18 protein-coding genes and 1 pseudogene are annotated in these 18,465 nt (G+C 44.4%); 3 read left to right on the top strand and 16 right to left on the bottom strand.

All coding sequences use genetic code 11. From position 1 onward, the window contains the following. The first annotated feature begins 114 nt into the window (after positions 1-114). Positions 115-2,928, top strand: coding sequence for an L-fucokinase (locus tag AAGR14_RS07395; protein ID WP_342647952.1), 2,814 nt, complete (start codon positions 115-117; stop codon positions 2,926-2,928). Positions 2,929-3,216: 288 nt separating this feature from the next. Here the strand turns inward: AAGR14_RS07395 and dnaJ are convergent, their stop codons facing one another. The 5 genes from dnaJ to AAGR14_RS07420 form a co-directional block, all read right to left on the bottom strand. After that, positions 3,217-4,392, bottom strand: a complete 1,176-nt coding sequence (gene dnaJ, locus AAGR14_RS07400; RefSeq protein WP_342647953.1) for a molecular chaperone DnaJ — start codon at positions 4,390-4,392, stop codon at positions 3,217-3,219. 141 nt (positions 4,393-4,533) lie between these two features. Continuing rightward, positions 4,534-5,145 (bottom strand): nucleotide exchange factor GrpE, encoded by a 612-nt coding sequence (locus tag AAGR14_RS07405; RefSeq protein ID WP_342647954.1) that lies wholly within the window; start codon positions 5,143-5,145, stop codon positions 4,534-4,536. Between the two features lie 197 nt (positions 5,146-5,342). Continuing rightward, the gene (locus tag AAGR14_RS07410) at positions 5,343-6,026 is read right to left on the bottom strand and encodes an ATP-binding cassette domain-containing protein (protein ID WP_342647955.1); all 684 of its coding nucleotides are present in this window, start codon (positions 6,024-6,026) and stop codon (positions 5,343-5,345) included. Between the two features lie 6 nt (positions 6,027-6,032). Next, entirely contained in the window at positions 6,033-6,236 is a 204-nt protein-coding gene (locus AAGR14_RS07415) for a fructose-6-phosphate aldolase (RefSeq protein WP_342647956.1), read from the bottom strand. Between the two features lie 21 nt (positions 6,237-6,257). Next, a complete protein-coding gene (locus AAGR14_RS07420; protein ID WP_342647957.1) occupies positions 6,258-7,280 on the bottom strand; it encodes an acyl-CoA reductase in 1,023 nt (340 codons plus the stop codon). A gap of 110 nt (positions 7,281-7,390) precedes the next feature. Between AAGR14_RS07420 and AAGR14_RS07425 the strand changes: the two genes are divergently transcribed. Beyond that, the gene (locus AAGR14_RS07425; protein ID WP_342647958.1) at positions 7,391-7,744 is read left to right on the top strand and encodes a 4Fe-4S dicluster domain-containing protein; all 354 of its coding nucleotides are present in this window, start codon (positions 7,391-7,393) and stop codon (positions 7,742-7,744) included. A 79-nt stretch (positions 7,745-7,823) separates the two neighbouring features. Beyond that, on the top strand, positions 7,824-8,585 hold the full coding sequence (locus AAGR14_RS07430; protein WP_342647959.1) for a C40 family peptidase: 762 nt from the start codon (positions 7,824-7,826) through the stop codon (positions 8,583-8,585). Between the two features lie 12 nt (positions 8,586-8,597). Here the strand turns inward: AAGR14_RS07430 and AAGR14_RS07435 are convergent, their stop codons facing one another. The 11 genes and pseudogenes from AAGR14_RS07435 to AAGR14_RS07485 form a co-directional block, all read right to left on the bottom strand. After that, positions 8,598-9,503 carry a WD40 repeat domain-containing protein gene (locus AAGR14_RS07435; protein ID WP_342647960.1) on the bottom strand — a complete coding sequence of 302 codons (906 nt, stop codon included), beginning with the start codon at positions 9,501-9,503 and terminating at the stop codon, positions 8,598-8,600. A 133-nt stretch (positions 9,504-9,636) separates the two neighbouring features. After that, a complete protein-coding gene (hisIE, locus tag AAGR14_RS07440) occupies positions 9,637-10,245 on the bottom strand; it encodes a bifunctional phosphoribosyl-AMP cyclohydrolase/phosphoribosyl-ATP diphosphatase HisIE (protein ID WP_342647961.1) in 609 nt (202 codons plus the stop codon). Between the two features lie 83 nt (positions 10,246-10,328). After that, positions 10,329-11,132, bottom strand: coding sequence for an imidazole glycerol phosphate synthase subunit HisF (hisF, locus tag AAGR14_RS07445; RefSeq protein WP_342648684.1), 804 nt, complete (start codon positions 11,130-11,132; stop codon positions 10,329-10,331). A gap of 45 nt (positions 11,133-11,177) precedes the next feature. After that, positions 11,178-11,330 (bottom strand): annotated as a pseudogene (locus AAGR14_RS07450) (DUF559 domain-containing protein); the annotation flags it as partial. Positions 11,331-11,531: 201 nt separating this feature from the next. Then, complete coding sequence (locus tag AAGR14_RS07455) at positions 11,532-12,281, bottom strand: 1-(5-phosphoribosyl)-5-[(5-phosphoribosylamino)methylideneamino] imidazole-4-carboxamide isomerase (protein ID WP_342647962.1); 750 nt, start codon at positions 12,279-12,281, stop codon at positions 11,532-11,534. A gap of 3 nt (positions 12,282-12,284) precedes the next feature. Then, a complete protein-coding gene (gene hisH / locus AAGR14_RS07460; protein ID WP_342647963.1) occupies positions 12,285-12,941 on the bottom strand; it encodes an imidazole glycerol phosphate synthase subunit HisH in 657 nt (218 codons plus the stop codon). Positions 12,942-13,050: 109 nt separating this feature from the next. Beyond that, entirely contained in the window at positions 13,051-14,199 is a 1,149-nt protein-coding gene (gene hisB, locus AAGR14_RS07465; protein WP_342647964.1) for a bifunctional histidinol-phosphatase/imidazoleglycerol-phosphate dehydratase HisB, read from the bottom strand. Continuing rightward, the gene (gene hisC, locus AAGR14_RS07470; protein WP_342647965.1) at positions 14,196-15,245 is read right to left on the bottom strand and encodes a histidinol-phosphate transaminase; all 1,050 of its coding nucleotides are present in this window, start codon (positions 15,243-15,245) and stop codon (positions 14,196-14,198) included. The genes hisB and hisC overlap by 4 nt, the downstream gene beginning before the upstream one ends. A 77-nt stretch (positions 15,246-15,322) precedes the next feature. Next, the gene (hisD, locus tag AAGR14_RS07475; RefSeq protein WP_342648685.1) at positions 15,323-16,627 is read right to left on the bottom strand and encodes a histidinol dehydrogenase; all 1,305 of its coding nucleotides are present in this window, start codon (positions 16,625-16,627) and stop codon (positions 15,323-15,325) included. Between the two features lie 56 nt (positions 16,628-16,683). Further along, the gene (gene hisG / locus AAGR14_RS07480; RefSeq protein ID WP_342647966.1) at positions 16,684-17,535 is read right to left on the bottom strand and encodes an ATP phosphoribosyltransferase; all 852 of its coding nucleotides are present in this window, start codon (positions 17,533-17,535) and stop codon (positions 16,684-16,686) included. A 274-nt stretch (positions 17,536-17,809) separates the two neighbouring features. After that, on the bottom strand, positions 17,810-18,310 hold the full coding sequence (locus AAGR14_RS07485; protein ID WP_342647967.1) for an HAD family hydrolase: 501 nt from the start codon (positions 18,308-18,310) through the stop codon (positions 17,810-17,812). Positions 18,311-18,465 lie beyond the last annotated feature (155 nt).

An 18,465-nucleotide genomic window follows, 5' to 3' on the forward strand; every position in this document is an offset into this window, starting at 1 on the left:
AATCCGAGAAATTTTGCGGATATCGTATAAAGTTATGGTAATATTGAAACGCGATTCAGGCCGCAATGCTGATATATTGCAGCCCTTTTACAGCCAGATTTCAAATTACTTGTAATGTTAAAGAAGTTACTTACCATTCCTCCCTCTTTTAAAAACTTTGGTGACCAGTATTTTTCCTCTGAAAATTACTTTTTTTGTTCAGATCCTGCCTCGGGTAAAGTGGGGTCTGGCGGTGGTACCGCTAATCTGCTTTACGAAGCTTTTAAAAGTGAAAGTACCGAAGATAAAATAGATGATTGGTTTGAAAAAGAAAACCGGCTTATAATACATGCAGGCGGCCAGAGCCGCAGAGCCCCGGCTTACGCAGCTGTAGGGAAGGTGTTTACACCTATGCCCATTTTTAGATGGAAACGTGGGCAGCAGATTAACCAGGCGCTCATAGATATGCAGATACCTCTTTACGAAGAGATACTGAACAGCGCACCAAAGAGCCTGAACCACCTGGTTGCCAGCGGCGACGTACTGATACGAACTGAGGGAGCGTTACCCGAAATTCCGGAAGCTGATGTGGTTTGCTTTGGATTGTGGGAGCAACCTGAAAAGGCCTCCGCATTTGGTGTTTTTTTTGCCGATAAAAAGTCGCCTAAAGAACTGGCTTTCACGTTGCAAAAGCCAACGCCCGAGCGTTTGCAGGAATTACAGCCGGGTCATTTGTTTTATATCGACATCGGTATCTGGCTGTTTAGCCCAAAAGCCTTAAAATTGTTATTCGATCGTTGCGGTTGGGACGAGGCTACCCAAAGCTTTGCCGGCGGTGTGCCATCATTTTACGATATGTACACCACATTTGGGCAGGCATTAGGTAAACAGCCAACATTGGTAGACGAGGAAATTAACGCGCTTACCGTAGCCGTGGTGCCATTGCCTAAAGGCGAATTTTACCATTTTGGTACCAGTGCCGAATTGATCGAATCTACCAGTAAGCTGCAAAACTTGGTAAAAAACCAGGAAGAGATATGGCAAAACAAAATAAAGCCAACGCCCGAGCTGTTTACGCAAAATGCAATTACCCAGGTAGAGCTAACTAGCCAAAACAGTCAGCTGTGGATTGAAAATAGTTACGTTGGCAGGCAGTGGGAATTGAGCCAGAAACATATAATTACAGGTGCACCCGAAAATAACTGGAAACTAAATTTACCTGCACAAACCTGTCTGGATTTTATCCCGGTAGGCAAGGGCCAGCAGTGGGTGGTAAGGGTATACGACTTTTACAGTCCGCAATTGCCTAAGCGCGGCGTAAATGCCGGCCATCAGTTTGCGGCTGAGGATTGGTTTTACGAACCGGCTTACCAGGTGTTTGATCAAAGCGAACTCACGGAAGACAACATCCAATACCTCATTGATAATCCATTTAGCTATGTAGGCAGCCAGCGTACGCTCATTAGTGCGGCCGATCTGGCCAATGAGGTTAATCTGTTCAGGCAATATGCTCAGCGCAATGCCTACCTTAATCAAAATATGGTGGCGCTGGCCGATAACTGGAAACGTTCTGTATTTTACCAGCTCGATTTAAAGCATGCAGCAAGTATTTTTAAAAAGAACAACTTATCACTCCCTGCTGAATTACCGGCCGATGCCCCGTTATTGACCCGCTTGCACGACCAAATGTTCAGGGCCGAGGTTTTATCGGGTTCGAACGACGAGGCTAAAGAGGCACAGGCAAAAATACACGAGGGTAGGGCGTTTAGCTTATTAGGAGAAACCATTATAGAAACTGCTAAAGCTGACCTGGCCGAACCAGTGTTGGACGTCATGTCTGACCAGATTGTGTGGGGCCGTAGCCCGGTTAGGCTCGATTTGGCCGGAGGCTGGACCGATACGCCGCCTAACTGCCTCATTAATGGCGGTAAAGTGGTAAACCTGGCTGTTGAACTGAATGGGCAGCCACCATTACAGGTATTTATTAAACCTTGCGAAGAGTTTGTAATAACACTGCGCTCCATTGATTTAGGTGTAAAAGAAGATATTACAACTTTTGAGCAACTGAACGATTATAACACGGCCGTAGGTTCTGCTTTCAGTATACCTAAAGCGGCTTTGTGTTTGGCCGGATTTAATCCTGAGTTTTCGGCGGTGAAATACAATACGCTGGCCGAACAGTTAGAGGCATTTGGCTCGGGTATCGAGATATCCTTACTGGCTGCTATCCCTAAAGGTTCGGGCTTGGGCACCAGTTCCATTTTAGCCAGCACCGTTTTGGGTACATTAAGCGATTTCTGTAATTTAAAGTGGGATAAATATATGATTTGCTCGCGCACCTTAGTGCTTGAGCAAATGCTGACTACCGGCGGGGGGTGGCAAGATCAGTACGGCGGAGTTTTTGGCGGTATAAAACTGCTCGAAAGCAAGCCGGGCATCATCCAGGAACCGACGGTACGCTGGGCGCCCGACCACCTATTTGCTGATCCTACTGCTTCATCATCTATACTGCTTTATTATACAGGCATTACGCGCATGGCTAAAAATATCTTGGCCGAAATTGTAAAGGGTATGTTTTTAAATGGCAACCGTTACTTGCGCATCTTAGAAGAGATGAATCATCATGCCGAAAAAACATTCGAAGCATTTCAGTATGGTAATCTCAATAACATAGCACTGTCTATCGGCAAAAGCTGGATACTTAACCAACGTTTAGACAGTGGTACCAATACGCCAGAGACGCAGGCTATCATTGATCTGATTGCCGATCATATTATTAGCTGTAAACTTTTAGGTGCAGGTGGCGGTGGTTACATGCTTATTTTTGCTAAAGATGCCGAAGCAGCCGCACGCGTAAAAGCCACCCTGAATGCTAATCCCATCAATAAGCGGGCTCGTTTTGTAGATTGGGCAGTGTCGCCGGATGGTTTTAAAGTTTCCAGGAGTTAAATTCCAGGGTCTATTATAAAAAAGACCTTCCTGAATAAACAGGAAGGTCTTTTTTACTTGTGGCCATTTCTCAGTCAAATTCTACTCAATAATAAAACCGATAAGATTTCCGGGTAATAAATTACGCTGTTCTTGATGTTGAATGTCAAAGCCTGACATAGCGACCTAACAGCAAACGAAAAGGTAGTTGCTGTTTGATAAGATTGTGGTAATGCCTAAATATAAAAAGGCAGCATCTGCATTAATATTGCTGACACTGCCTTTTTTATTATTTACACCTGATATTGGTTACTCAAAATATTCTTTCATCCGTTCAAAAAAGCTTTTTTCGTTTTTGCCCGGATTGGGTTTAAAGTTAGGAGAATTTTGTAGTTTCTCCAGCAGGTCGCGCTCTTCTCGGCTCAGTGCTTTTGGTGTCCAAATGTTGATGTGAATCAGCTGGTCGCCACGGTGATAAGAGTTTACCTCTGGCACACCTTTACCTTTTAAGCGCAAAATACGTCCGCCCTGAGTACCGGCGTCAATTTTAATTTTGGCTTTACCATCAATAGTAGGCACTTCAACACTGGTACCCAAGGCTGCATCTACAAAGTTTACATGCAAATCGTAAATTACGTTGTTGCCGTCTCGCTTTAGCGTTTCGTGTGGTACCTCTTCAATTAAAATAATTAAATCGCCGGGTACACCACCACGTGGCGCCGCGTTACCTTTGCCGCCCATGCTTAATTGCATGCCTTCGCTTACACCGGCAGGTATATTAATGCTGATAGTTTCTTCACCTCTAACTACGCCGTCACCATGGCAAACATTACATTTTGAGGTGATGGTACTGCCTTCGCCATTACAGGTAGGGCAAGTACTGGTGGTTTGCATCTGGCCCAAAATGGTATTGGTCACCCGGCGCACGGCGCCCGAGCCGCCACAGGTTTTACAGGTTTGGAAAGATGATTTATCTTTAGCACCAGTACCATCACAGGTGTTACAAACTACCTGTTTATTTACTTTTATTTTCTTTTCAACACCGTTGGCTATTTCTTCAAGGGTTAAACGCACTTTGATACGCAGGTTGGTACCACGTGCTACCCGCCGGCCACCACCGCCTTGCTGCCTGCCGCCACCACCGCCGCCAAAAAAGCCTTCGAACGGACTGCCACCACCAAAAATGTCACCAAACTGGCTAAATATGTCTTCCATATTCATGCCGGCACCACCACCGTAACCACCGCCACTGGCCGACTGTGCATTGGCAGCATGGCCAAACTGGTCGTAACGCTGACGCTTGTCTGGCTTGCTTAAAACCTCATAAGCTTCGGCGGCCTCTTTAAATGATTCTTCAGCCGCTTTATCGCCCGGGTTTTTATCAGGGTGATATTTAATCGCCATTTTGCGGTATGCTTTTTTAATTTCATCCTCGCTGGCTCCTTTAGATACACCCAGTATATCGTAATAATCTCTCTTTGCCATGTCTGTTTATATCAGGGAGTAAATGGTTGAATAGGTACAATGAGAGATTAAGTCCTTAATCAATAGTTTACTATTCAAACTTCACTCGTGTTTTAATCAATAATATCAGTGCTCAACTAATGGTAACCGTCACTTAAGCAATTAAGCACCTACTACAACCTTGGCAAACCGAACCACTTTTTCGTTCAGGTAATAACCTTTTTCTAACTCGTCAACAACTTTGCCTTTAAGGTCGTCGGTTGGGGCCGGTATGTTAGTAATAGCCTCATGAATATCGGCATCAAAGGCAGTGCCCTTAGCTTCCATTTCTTTCAGGCCTTTTTGAGTCAGGATGTTTTTAAATTTAGATTGTACCAGCAACACGCCCTCTTTTACAGCATTAATGTCAGTAGCATTTTCCATGGCTTTCACGGCGCGCTCAAAATCGTCAATTACAGGCAGCATAGAAACAATGACTTCCTTGCCGGCAGTTTGCAACAGTTCTACACGCTCTTTGGTAGTACGGCGTTTGTAGTTGTCAAATTCAGCGTATAAACGCAGGTATTTATCATTAGCAAGCGCCAGGTCTTCTTTTAGTTTAACTTCGGCAGAAGGCTCTGCGGCAGCGTCGCTGTTATTTACATTAAGCTCGTCGGCCAAAGGGTTTTCAGCCAGTTCTTCGGGTTGGGTGTTTTCGGTATTCACGTTGTTTAAATCTTCAGTAGTAGGTTCGTCCTGCTTCTTATTTTTGTTAAACATGTCTTTAAAGTTCATGATAGTAGTGCAAGTCAAGTACCTTGCCATAGCTGCAAAGCAGTCAGGCTGTCAGTAAGTTTCAAGTAATTAAGTAGGCTTGTCGGTTGCCGTGCAGATATGACAGTGTTACGCTGGCAGTTTGATAGGCAGCAATCAGAAAGTAATGGCCAGCGCTATTACAGTTTTCTGATTACCGACTTATAAGTTTGAATATCTTAGTTAATCTGTACATCCTCTAACACCTTGCCCGACTCGCATTTAATAATACGGGATGGAAAAGTGCGAATGATATGATAATCGTGCGTGGCAATCAATACAGCAGTGCCCGACTGGCTGATTTGCTTTAACAACATCACAATTTCTTCAGAAGTATCAGGGTCGAGGTTACCGGTGGGTTCGTCGGCCAAAATAATTTCGGGGTCGTTTAGTAAAGCCCGTGCTATAACCACCCGCTGCTGCTCACCACCCGAAATTTCGTGAGGCATTTTTTTGATCTTAGAGCGTAGGCCTACTTTATCCAGCACATCGCGGATGCGTTCGGCAATTAGGGCTTTGTCTTTCCAGCCGGTGGCCTTCATTACAAACTGCAGGTTTTGCTCAATGGTGCGGTCGGTTAATAATTGAAAGTCCTGAAAAACAATACCCAGTTTACGACGAAGATAAGGCACGTCCCGACCAGCCAGTTTTTTCAAATCATAACCGCCTGCATGGCCATCGCCGGTAGCAATGCTGATATCACCGTATATTACCTTTAACAAGCTGCTTTTACCTGAACCGGTTTGGCCAATTAACCATACAAAATCGCCTTTATCAATGTGCAGGTTAACGTCTTGAAGTACCAGGTGTTTTTGCTGATAAATATCAACGTTTTGCAGTTTTATAACGGAGTTTCCAATCATTTGCTTCTACAGTTCAAGTTTCATGATCTCGCCAAAAGGCAGATCTTTGATCAAATTCATAATGTAATCGGCCCGGTCGCCAAGCCCTACCTTGTCCAGTGATTTTTCCGGACGGTCAACCCTGAAATAGGCCAACAGCGTAAACTTGTCATCACGCAGTTGCACGTAGTCGGGTATTTTGGCAACGCCTTTTACTTTGATGATATACATGCCTTTCAAAAATACGTAAAATTAAAGATTCAGCAAGAATTGCAGTGTATCTATTCCGTCGGCATAGTCCCACAAAGCAGGCTGCTGGCTTTGCCCAAAATTCACCACCTGGTTACCGGTTTGTATCGGAGCAGCACTTACTATGCACTGTATCTGGTCTTTCAACTCAGTCAGTGTTTGTTGGGCGGCAGTCAAATCGGTATATTCTTCGTAAAAAATTACAGCCAGGGGAGAGGCTAAGCGGCTATCTTCTTTAAGCAGCAAAAAGCCATTGTCAAAGTGTTTATCACGGTTTACGAGGTAAATGGCCTTGTTATAGTCGTAGTTGTTATGATATTTGTGATGCTGAGCAATAGTGTAGTGAGGCTCAATGGCCTCAAAAAACGGCACAAAATCATACCCTTGGGGTACCAGCATTTTAGATACGTTGCGGCAGCCCAAGCCGTAATAATCAAAAATATCTTTACCTAAGTTGTACAGCTGCTCTTTACTTTCCTGTCCGGTGAGCAACGCCACGCTGTTACGGTTTTTACGAATAATGTGTGGTACCTTGCTAAAGTAATACTCAAAATATCTGGAAGTATTGTTACTGCCGGTAGCAATGATGGCATCAAAACCTGCAAGGCGCTCTACAAACTGATAGCGCTCTTTAAAAGCAGGCTCAATACTGGTAAGCACCTGCAGCACGTATTTAATTAAGCGTGCATCTTGCGACGAGGCTTTAATTTGGGCGATGTTGCCGCTAACCAATACGCAAAGCACATCATGAAAGCCAACCAGCGGTAAATTGCCGGCTAGGATGAGGCCCACCTTTTTAGGCTCATGTTCGGTTAAGGTGTAAGCCGACAACCATTGCCCTAACTGAATTTCGTTAAGTGATAAGGCTGTAGCATTAATGGCCTGTTGCACGTTTTGAGGCGTGAACCATGGGTTTAAATGCTGTTCGGTAGCTGCTAACTCCTGCAACTGTACATCTGGCTCAGCCAACCTGCGGCCTAACTCGGTTAATATTTGGATTAAATATGATTTATTGAAAATTGACATATATACTGTACGGATGCGGAAACCCGCAACAGATTTTTTTGTTATATTTGCAAGCCTTTTTGCGGTAGGCAAAGGTAAACAGAATAATAAGATATTAGCGATAAAGATATATGGCAATTGTAATCACAGACGAATGTATAAACTGCGGAGCATGTGAGCCGGAATGCCCAAATAATGCAATTTATGATGCCGGCGCTGCATGGCGTTTTTCGGATGGTACTGAATTAAAGGGTGTTATTGATTTTGGCGATGGTAATACACTGAATGCTGACGAGTCTCAGGCTGCTATTTCGGACGACATTTATTACATCGTTCCGGACAAATGTACCGAATGTGTAGGTTTTCATGACGAGCCTCAGTGTGCTGCGGTTTGTCCGGTTGATTGTTGTGTAGACGACGAAAACGTTCGCGAAACTGAAGAAGAGCTGTTGGCTAAAAAGCAATGGCTGCATATGGAAGGTTAGTAGCCTATCTTAAAAATTTATAAGGGATGCCGTTGGTATCCTTTTTTTGTATAATGCAAGTTGTTTATAACTTAGCAGCATGGAATACGGTATCAGTAAAATCGCTATCATCCCGGTACGGGCCGAAGGCAGTGAGCGCAGCGAAATGGTGTCGCAGCTGTTGTTTGGCGAAACTTATGCCGTAACCGAACAGCAGGAAAAGTGGGTAAAAATTATTACATCATTTGATGCTTACGAGGGCTGGATAAGCCGTGTGCAGTTTACTGCGTTAAGTACCGATGATTACCAAAAACTGCAACAGGAAAAGCCTGTACTTACCACAAAAGCGCTAACCACGGTTACTAAACAAAAAGATGGCAGTACGCTATACCTCCCCGCTGGCTGTACATTGCCTTTTTTTGCTGATAACAGTTGCAAGATAAATAGTGATGTGTTTACTATCGCTGACCTTGATAAAACCAGCAGCGACCTGATGGTGACGGCAAAAAGTTACCTCAATTCACCATACTTGTGGGGTGGCCGTACGCATTTCGGCATTGACTGTTCGGGTTTTGCGCAAACGGTGTATAAACAGTATGGCATTAATTTGAAACGGGATGCCAGCCAGCAGGTAGAGCAAGGTAAGGTTGTCGATTTTTTACAAGGCGCAAAGGCGGGCGACCTGGCTTTTTTTGATAACGAGGAAGGGCGTATTGTTCATGTGGGAATTATGCTGAATAATGAGCAGATTATCCATGCCTCGGGACGGGTAAAAATTGATACTATTGACGATCAGGGCATATACTCAGAAGAATTCCGGAAGCATACGCATAAACTGCGCATCATCAAACGTATGGTTTAAAAGATAGTCAGGTTAGGAAAAATCTATATTCCAGGCGATGATGCGTTTATCGTCGCCGGTAGATAGTAACTGGTTGCCGTTCCAGGCCAGTTTGTTTACAGAAAGCATATGTCCAGGCATGCCCTTTTCGCGGCTAATGACTTTGTACAACTTAAAATCGTCTGCCCCCCAAATCTTGATGCTCTTATCCATACTGGCCGACGCAAAGTACGGTTGTGTGGGGTGGAACGAGAGATGATTAACGGCAAACATGTGCGCCGGGATACTTTGCACCAATTCACCTTGCGTAGCATTCCACACTTTTATTTGCGCATCCCGCCCGCCCGAGAGCAGGTATTTACCATCCGGCGAGTACTGCAGGGCAAACACGGCCATAGTATGGTCGTTCAAGGTATACAAACGTGTGTAGTCACTGAGTTGATAAACTTGGATAGTATTATCCCGACAGGCAAAGGCTACCTGATTAGTTTCAGAGGATATGGTGATGACCCGTACCGTGTCAGAAGATACCTGAATGGTGTGCAATAAATCCAAAGAATCCAGGCTCCAAACGCTCACCGTACCATCTTCCGACGCTACCAGTAATTCACTTTTATGCTTCACTGATTTGATATCGAAAATAGGCTTAACATGCTGACGCAACGTAGCTACAATTTTTTGCTGAATAAAATCAAACACCAGCACCTGCCCGTTCCGCATGCCAGCAAACATCAAAGGGTAGTCTTCGGGACAGTGTATTGCGTAAACAGATGCCGCAACCGGAAACATCACTTTTATAAAAGCTTGCTGGCCCAGACTCCACTCCACCAGGCCTTTATCATTACCGGCACTAAACAAAATGCCCGGCTTTTGAGATAGCTCCAGCGCAAATATCGGGTTACCATGCCCGGTCAGTTCAAATGCTTTTTCTACTTTCATAAGCTCCCCGGCCCCCTAAAGGGGGAGTTAAATTTTATGTCTCCAACCCGCTGAAATGGGGAGTTGGGCAATGTATAAATACTATTGATTTTGATAGATATTTTTTGTGCCGCCCGCTTATTCTGCTCCCCCTTTAGGGGGTTGGGGGGCTTGGGCTATGCCTTTTTTCCAGATTTTTAGCAATAGTTTCTAAATTGAGGCCCTTCTCGCGTAACAGCACCAGTAAATGGAAAACCAGGTCTGAGGCTTCGTTAATTAAGTCGGTTTCTGTTTCGGCCAGTGCGGCTATCACGGTTTCTACACCTTCTTCGCCTACCTTTTGGGCTATCTTGTTTAAGCCTTTGTTACGGAGTTTGTTGACGTACGACCCTTCTACCGGGTTTTGATACCGGTCGGCAATGATATTCTCCAACTTCAGGATAAAGTTTTGGTTGTAGGCCGTTTCAAAACAGCTGCGCGCACCAGTGTGGCAAGTCGGGCCATCAGGGCGCGATTTGATTAAAATAGTGTCGTTATCGCAATCAATATGCGTGCTTACTACATGCAAAAAGTTGTTGCTGGTTTCGCCTTTAGTCCATAAACGGTTTTTCGACCTGGAGTAAAACGTTACTACATTTTCCGCAATGGTTTTATCGTACGCCTCCTGGTTCATGTACCCTAACATCAACACTTCCAGTGTTTGGTTGTCCTGAACTACCACCGGTACTAAACCATCAGGTGATTTGCTAAAATCTATTTGCATTGTTTATTTTCAATTTTAAGTTTTGGTCAGGCTACAGCCGACCGGATACCTGTTATATCTGCACTAAGCCAAGCAGTGCAAAATTAACGCACTTCAATCTGACGTTCACGTAAAACGCTTTTCAAATCAGGGATTAATATTTCGCCGTAATGAAACACGGACGCTGCCAGCGCTGCATCTACATTAGTTTGCTCAAATACATCAACAAAATGTTGTTTGTTACCTGCACCGCCCGAGGCAATGACCGGGATATGTACCGCATCATTCACTACTTTAAGAAAGGTATTGTCAAAACCGGCCTTAGTACCATCATGGTCCATCGAGGTCAGCAGTATTTCGCCTGCTCCACGGCTTTCAGCTTCTAGAATCCAGTTTAAAGTTTCTTTTTCGGTAGGGATGCGTCCGCCGTTTAAATGTACAATGTTGGTATTGCCTATATGGCGAGTATCTACCGCCACAATTACAAATTGCACACCAAACGCTTTCGCCAATTCATCAATCAGTGCTGGGTTGCGCACCGCTGCCGAATTGATAGATATTTTATCGGCACCGGCATTCAGCAGCGCATCTGCATCTGCAATTTCATTAATGCCGCCGCCAATGGTAAATGGTATGTTAATCTGACGGGCCACAGCCTTCACCAGTTCAACGGTGGTTTTTCGTTTTTCGTGGGTAGCGGTGATGTCCAGAAACACCAGCTCGTCGGCACCTTGCTGCGAGTAATTCCAGGCCAGTTCCACCGGGTCGCCGGCATCGCGCAGGTCAACAAAGTTTACGCCTTTAACCGTACGCCCGTCTTTCACATCCAGGCAGGGAATGATGCGCTTGGCAAGACCCGAACCCAAGTCCCCCGACTCCCTAAAGGGGGAGTTTAATGCAGTTTTTATTTCTTTCAAAACGAATTCTATGCTACTAAAAACTTGATTATTCGTAAATCTTAAAACACTAAATCTTTCGCTCAATAAATAGTTTTCTCTGATAATATCATTTGCATTGATATCGGGTCTGTCATGTATGCTCCCATCCAATTCAACAACTAATTTATATTGATGACAATAAAAATCGGCAATGTAAATTCCTAACGGATGTTGCCTCCGAAACTTGACGCCTGACTGATTACCATTTACATATCTCCATAAAAGATTTTGGCTGTAGTCGGGTTATTGCGTAAATTATCAGCATTTCTATAAATTAAGTGACTCGCCCCAAGCGACATTGTGACTTTTTCATTTTAAACTATTGTTCCCCCTTTAGGGGGTTAGGGCGCTTAGGCGTTGGCTTGCGATTTATATCGATGTCAACGACTTCAAGTTCCAGTGTTTTACATCGTCAATGGTAATTCGGTTTTCGTAAATGGCTTTGCCAACTACGCAGCTTTCTACCTTAATTTTATTTAGCGCTTCAATATCTTTCATGGAGCTTACGCCGCCCGAAGCTATTAATTTGATGAAAGGGGAATGGTTTAACAACTTTTTATACAGCTCTACACCTGCACCGCCTAATTTGCCGTCTTTGTTAATGTCGGTACACAAAAAGCGGTAAAAGCCTAAGTGTAAACAACGATCAATGTAATCAATGAGCTTAATAGGCGAACTTTCCATCCAGCCCGAATATTTAATTACCTCATCAAGCACATCAATAGCTACCACAATACTTTCAGAGCATTTAGTGTTTCCGCACATGCTTTTGCTTAACTCGTCTAAAAAAGAAGGGTTAGTAATAGCTTGCGTGCCTACTATAACACGGGCTACACCGGCATCGGTTAGTTCTTTTACCTTGTCGATGCTGCGGATACCGCCACCGTATTGTATTTTCATATCTGTTTTTTTGATTACATCAAACAGATACTGCTGATTACTGAAATCGCCTTTGGCGCCGTTAAGGTCGATGATGTGGATAAGCTCCGTACCGATAGATTTGTAGCGTTCAATCATTTCCTCCAGGCTTACATCGTATTGCGTTACCTGTTGGTAATCACCTTCACGTAAGCGCACTACTTTTTTATCCAGAATATCAACCGCAGGAATAATATACATGCCCTATATTTTTGAAAAGTTTTTTAATAAAGTTTCGCCGTGCACTCCAGATTTTTCGGGATGGAATTGTACGCCGTAAAAATTGTTGTGCCAAATCGAAGCCGAATATTTAAGGCTGTAATTTGTTGAAGCTAAAGTATATAAATTATTATACTCTATGTAATAAGAGTGTACGTAATAAAAGTGTGAACCATCGGGTATATCCGCAAACAGCGGGTTTTCTTTTTCTTGGTAAACACGGTTCCAGCCAGTGTGCGGTACCTTGTAGTGTTCGCTATTGGCAAAGCGTAATGTTTTATTTGGAAATATGTTTAGTAAATCAGCATCGCCCTCTTCAGAGTAGGCAGTCATTAACTGCATGCCTACACAAATACCCAGGGTTGGTTTTTGTAGCGCTTTAATAGCCGGTACCAGGCCGGTGTGCTGCAGCTTTTGCATTGCAGCACCAGCATGCCCTACACCCGGAATGATATAACGGTCGTAATGCTTCAGGTCGTCTTCGGTATGTATCATGCCGTAAGCAATGCCCAAGCGGTCGAGCGCCGAAGTTAACGAGAATATATTGCCAGCCCCATAGCGCACAATGCCAATACCCCCTGGCCCCCCGAAGGGAAAGGATGAACTTTGCACTTCGCTATCCGGTTTTTCTGTAATTTCCATTTTAACTTTAGTTGTAATTATTGCCTCAATAACACTCCCACCCCAATTAAATTCTTTATATAAGTACTCCCCTTAAGGGGGTTGGGGGGATTGAGCTTGGGGGCTGGAGTTATAGTACCCCTTTCGTACTTGGCAATACCATGTTATTCACATCGCGCTTCACGGCCATTTTAATGGCTTTGGCAAAAGCTTTAAAAATGGCTTCTATTTTATGATGCTCATTGAAGCCTTTGGCCTTAATGTTTAGGTTGCATTTGGCGGCATCTGTAAACGACTTAAAAAAATGGTAGAACATTTCAGTCGGCATATCGCCCACCTTTTCGCGTTTAAAGTCAGCTTCCCACATCAGCCAGTTACGGCCGCCAAAGTCTATAGCAGCCTGGGCCAGGCAGTCGTCCATTGGCAAACAAAAGCCATAGCGTTCGATACCCCGCTTATTACCCAAGGCTACAGCCATAGCTTCACCTAAGGCAATGCCGGTATCTTCAATGGTATGGTGCTCATCTATATGCAAATCGCCCTTGGCAGTCACTTCTAAGTCAATACTGCCGTGGCGTGCAATCTGGTCCAGCATGTGGTCAAAAAAGTGCAGGCCTGTATTCACTTTAGCTTCGCCGGTACCATCCAGGTCAATCTTGATAAAAATGTCGGTTTCTTTGGTGGTGCGGCGGTGTTCAACTACACGTTTGCCCACTTTAAGGTACTCATATATCTTCTGCCAGTCTGTGGTTTTAACGGCCACGGTGGCGTTAATTGCCGAAATTTCATCAGCTGTAAATTCTTTAGCACCCATGCCCAAACCATCATTTAGCCAGATAGCTTTAGCGCCTAAGTTTTTAGCCAAAAGAACATCGTTCAGCCGGTCGCCAATCACGAAGGAGTTTTCCAAGTTATATTGTTCTGCATCAAAATAGGCGGTCAACATGCCGGTGCCGGGTTTCCGAGTTGGCGCATTATCAGCGGCAAAGGTGCGGTCAATATAAGTAGCTTTAAAATGCACACCCTCGTTGGCAAAGGTTTTCATGATGAGCTCATGTACCGGGAAAAAGTTTTCTTCAGGATGCACGGTGGTACCCAAACCATCCTGGTTGGTCACCATCACCAGTTCGTAATCCAGCTCGCGCGCAATGCGTGGTAGGTAAGTTAGTGCACCCGGATAAAAAGTTAACTTATTAAACGAGTCTATTTGTTCATCGGCGCACTCATTTATCAGCGTACCATCGCGGTCGATGAATAAAACTTTTTTGGCTGAGCTCATGCTTGGTATTCTTTTAGCGTGTTTAAAAGTGTTTTATTTTCTTCTGGTGTGCCTATAGTGAAGCGCAAGGCACCCTCGCAGAGCTCCACTTTAGAGCGGTCGCGTACAATGATGCCATGGCTTACTAAAAAGTTGTAAATACCTTTAGCATCGGTCGTTTTTACCAAAATAAAGTTAGCATCCGAGGGGTAAATTTCCAACACAAAGTCAAATGCCTTCAGGTTCAACACCAGCTGGTCGCGTTCAGAAAGGGTTTCTTTAATCCACTGGTTTACCTGCTCTACGTTTTGCAAAGCTTGTAAAGCCAGTTGCTGCGACGCCTCGTTAACGTTGTAAGGTGGCTTCACCTTATTCATCACCTCAATAATTTCTTCGCTGGCAAAGGCCATACCTACCCGCAAAGCTGCCAGGCCCCAGGCTTTGGATAGTGTTTGCAACACTACCAGGTTAGCGTATTCAGTAAGCTCCTGGATAAACGTTTTTTGACGGCTAAAGTTAATATAAGCTTCATCCACCACCACCAAGCCATTAAAGTTGGTTAGCAGTGTTTCGATGTCCTCGCGGTGAATAGAGTTACCGGTGGGGTTATTAGGCGAACAGATAAAGATAAGCTTGGTGTTTTTATCAATGGCTTCGGCAATACCCTCCATGTTAAGCTGGTACTCGTCGGTAAGGTTTACCTTTCGGGTTTCAACATCGTTGATATTGGCCGACACCTCATACATGCCGTAAGTGGGCGGTACCAGAATTACATTGTCTGTACCCGGATTACAAAAGCTGCGGAAAAGGATGTCAATAGCCTCGTCGCTGCCGTTGCCTAAGAAAATGTTACGCGGTGGAACACCCTTGATGTCGCTTAAACGCTTTTTTACGGCGTATTGCATAGGGTCGGGGTAACGGTTGTAGTTTTGCTCAAGCGGCGAACCGAATGCATTTTCGTTGGCATCCAGGTATACGCTGGCTTCGCCCTGAAACTCATCCCGTGCAGACGAGTAAGGCTTTAGGTTTTTTATATTTTCTCTGAGAATATTTTTGAGTTCAAACATCAGTAAAAGAATATTTTTTGCTTCGGATTGAAACGTCCTGAGCACCGATTAATACATGGACGGGTTTTAGCTGATAGTTATATTCTGGCTAAATGATCGGCTGTTCTTACACTAACCGCATTACGATGCGCATGCAAGCCTTCCAAGTCGGCCAAAATTTCTACATGCGGACCAATGTTTTGCAAGCCTTGCGGGGTAAGATGCTGAAACGTAATCTTTTTCACAAACGAATCGACCGATACACCCGAGTATGCCCTGGCGTAAGCACTGGTAGGCAGGGTATGGTTAGTACCCGAGGCATAGTCACCCACGCTTTCGGGAGTTTGGTTACCTAAAAATACAGAACCCGCATTGATAATGTCAGCAGTAATCTGCTGCCAGTTTTCGGTGGCCAGTATCAAATGCTCAGGCGCATAGTGGTTGCTAAAGTGAATGGCTTCGTTTAAATCACTTACCACAATTGCATAAGAGTTAGCAATGGCTTTTGCTGCTATTTCGGCACGCGGAAGAACCGGTAATTGTTTTTCCAGTTCTGCTATCGTGGCCTGAACAATATCGGCTGAGGTAGCGACTAACACGCTCTGGCTGTCGGCACCATGCTCGGCCTGTGCCAGTAAATCGGCAGCGATGTAGGCCGGATGGGCGGTTTCGTCGGCAATCACTAAAACTTCAGACGGGCCCGCTGGCATATCGATTGCCGTAATGGTTGTAGATTGTATGATGGTTTTAGCCTTGGTGACAAACTGGTTACCCGGACCAAAAATCTTATCCACCTTACTGATGCTCTCCGTACCGTAAGCCATAGCCGCAATGGCTTGTGCGCCGCCAACCAGGTAAATACGCTCGATATCTAACAACTGCGCCACATAAGCAATAAAGGCGTTTACCTTGCCGTTTTTTTGCGGAGGCGAGCAAACTACAATTTCGCGGCAACCGGCAATGCGCGCCGGGATGCCAAGCATCAAAAAGGTGCTGGGTAAAACGGCGGTACCGCCAGGAATATATAGGCCGGCTTTCTCGATAGGGCGTAGTTCGCGCCAGCAGGTTACGCCGGGCATGGTTTCTACTTTATCTTCGGCCTTAAGCTGCGACTGGTGGAATTTATAAATGTTTTGATAGGCTACTTCAAGGGCAGTTTTTTGCTCAGGCTGCAAAGCTTCGGCTATTTCTGCCAGTTCCTGCTTGTCTAAGTAAAGCTTATCAATGGTTACCTTATCAAAACGAAGGGCGTAATCAAATAACGCGCGGTCGCCGTGTTGCTGCACATCGGTAATAATGGTTTCTACTACCGTACGTATCTCGTTAGCCGGGTCAATGTTGCGTTGCACCAGCTTTTCAACTTCGGTTGAGTTTAGTTGTGCGTAATTATAAACGTTAAGCATCATGTGTAGCTTTAATGTGCCTGTTGTTACTGATTTAGTAACGGTGAACACATGGTTTACAATATAATTTTTTCGATAGGCATTACTACAATGCCTTGTGCGCCGGCCTGTTTAAGCTGGCTGATGCGGCTCCAGAAATCACGTTCGGGAATAACGGTATGTACCGCCACCCAGTCTGATTCGGCCAAAGGCACTACCGAGGGGCTTTTAACACCCGGCAGTAACCCAAGCACTTTTTCTAAGTTGCTGCGTTCAACGTTCAGTACTACGTACTTGGTCTCTTTAGCTCTTAATACCGATTGCACACGCTGAATCAATTCCTGAATTAGGTCCTCATTTTCAGAACCGGCCCGGCCAATCAGAACCGCTTCTGATGACATTACGTCGGCAAAGGGTTTCAAACCGTTGCTTTTTAAGGTTCCGCCGGTAGATACTAAATCGCAAATGGCATCGGCAAGGCCTAAACCTGGCGAAATTTCGACTGAACCTGATATGGTGCGTATGTCGGCCGTAATGCCTAATTGCTGTAAATGTTTTTTGAGAATGACAGGGTAGGTAGTAGCGATCGATTTGCCATTAAGGTCAGCAACATTCTGAATGTCCAAGTTATTAGGAATGGCAATTTTAAGCGAGCATTTGCCAAAACCTAATTTTTGCAGGTAGCTTACCTGTACTTCGGTTTCCTGTATCACGTTTTCGCCTACGATCCCCAGGTCGGCAATACCGTCCTGAACGTACTCGGGGATATCATCATCACGCAGAAATAAAATTTCGAGCGGGAAGTTGGATACCGGCGATATCAGTGAGCTTTTGTAATTTTCGAAATTTAGGCCGCAGTTTTTTAGCAGCTCTACAGATTTTTCATTGAGCCGTCCGGATTTTTGGATGGCTATTTTAAGTGTTTTCACAAATGGGAGGTATTAAACTATAAATAAAAACGGAGGTCGTTATTTCACGTAGAAACATACATTAATCATTATCGCCGCAGGGGCGATGGTGCATATGCAAATGATGTAATGTTTGACCGTTCATTTTATAGCTAACAGTTTGATGAGCTGCCGCAAATATATAGATAAAAAGAACATAGAATCAAGATTATAGCATTAAGATTATTGTAAATAAAGAATTTGCTTTATTTAAGCGTATCTCAATGCTATACTCTTGAACAGGCAATCTTGTTTTTTATTTAATGAGATGTAAAACATCGCTGATAGGCTGGTCGCTATTAATGAGTATACCAGTAACGCCTGCCGATTGGCCGGCTTCAACGTCGCGCTCGCGGTCGCCTATAAAGTAAGATTGCGCAGGGTCGATGTTGTGTTGTTCTATTCCTTTTAATAGTAAACCCGGTTTTGGTTTGCGGCAATCGCACTCACCGGTAAACAGCGGATGGTGCGGGCAATAATACATGTCGGTAAAAGTAACGCCATGCCCGGCGTAAACATCACGCAGGTGTTGGTGCATTTCGGCCAGTTGCTGTTCAGTATACCAGCCTTTGGCTAAGCCACCCTGGTTGGTAGCTACAATGAGGAGGTAGCCACGTTGTTGTAATTCTTTTAAAGCGCTAAAATTGTGCTCCAAAACTTTAAAATCTTCCAGGCGGCATACGTAGTCGCCAAGCTCTTTATTCAATACGCCGTCGCGGTCTAAGAAAACGGCTTTGTTTTTTGTCGTATTCATCATGTATAGGGGCAAAGGTAATGCAATCCCAGTCTCTTATTTAGTTTGATTATAAGCTAAACTAAATGTTAAAGTGCATTTGAAGTGGTTTTTTGTTGCATTTTTATTAAATACGTCATATGTTAGGCCTATAAAATTTGGCATATTCGTAAAAAAGC

Source organism: Mucilaginibacter sp. CSA2-8R (genome assembly GCF_038806765.1).
Taxonomy (GTDB): domain Bacteria; phylum Bacteroidota; class Bacteroidia; order Sphingobacteriales; family Sphingobacteriaceae; genus Mucilaginibacter.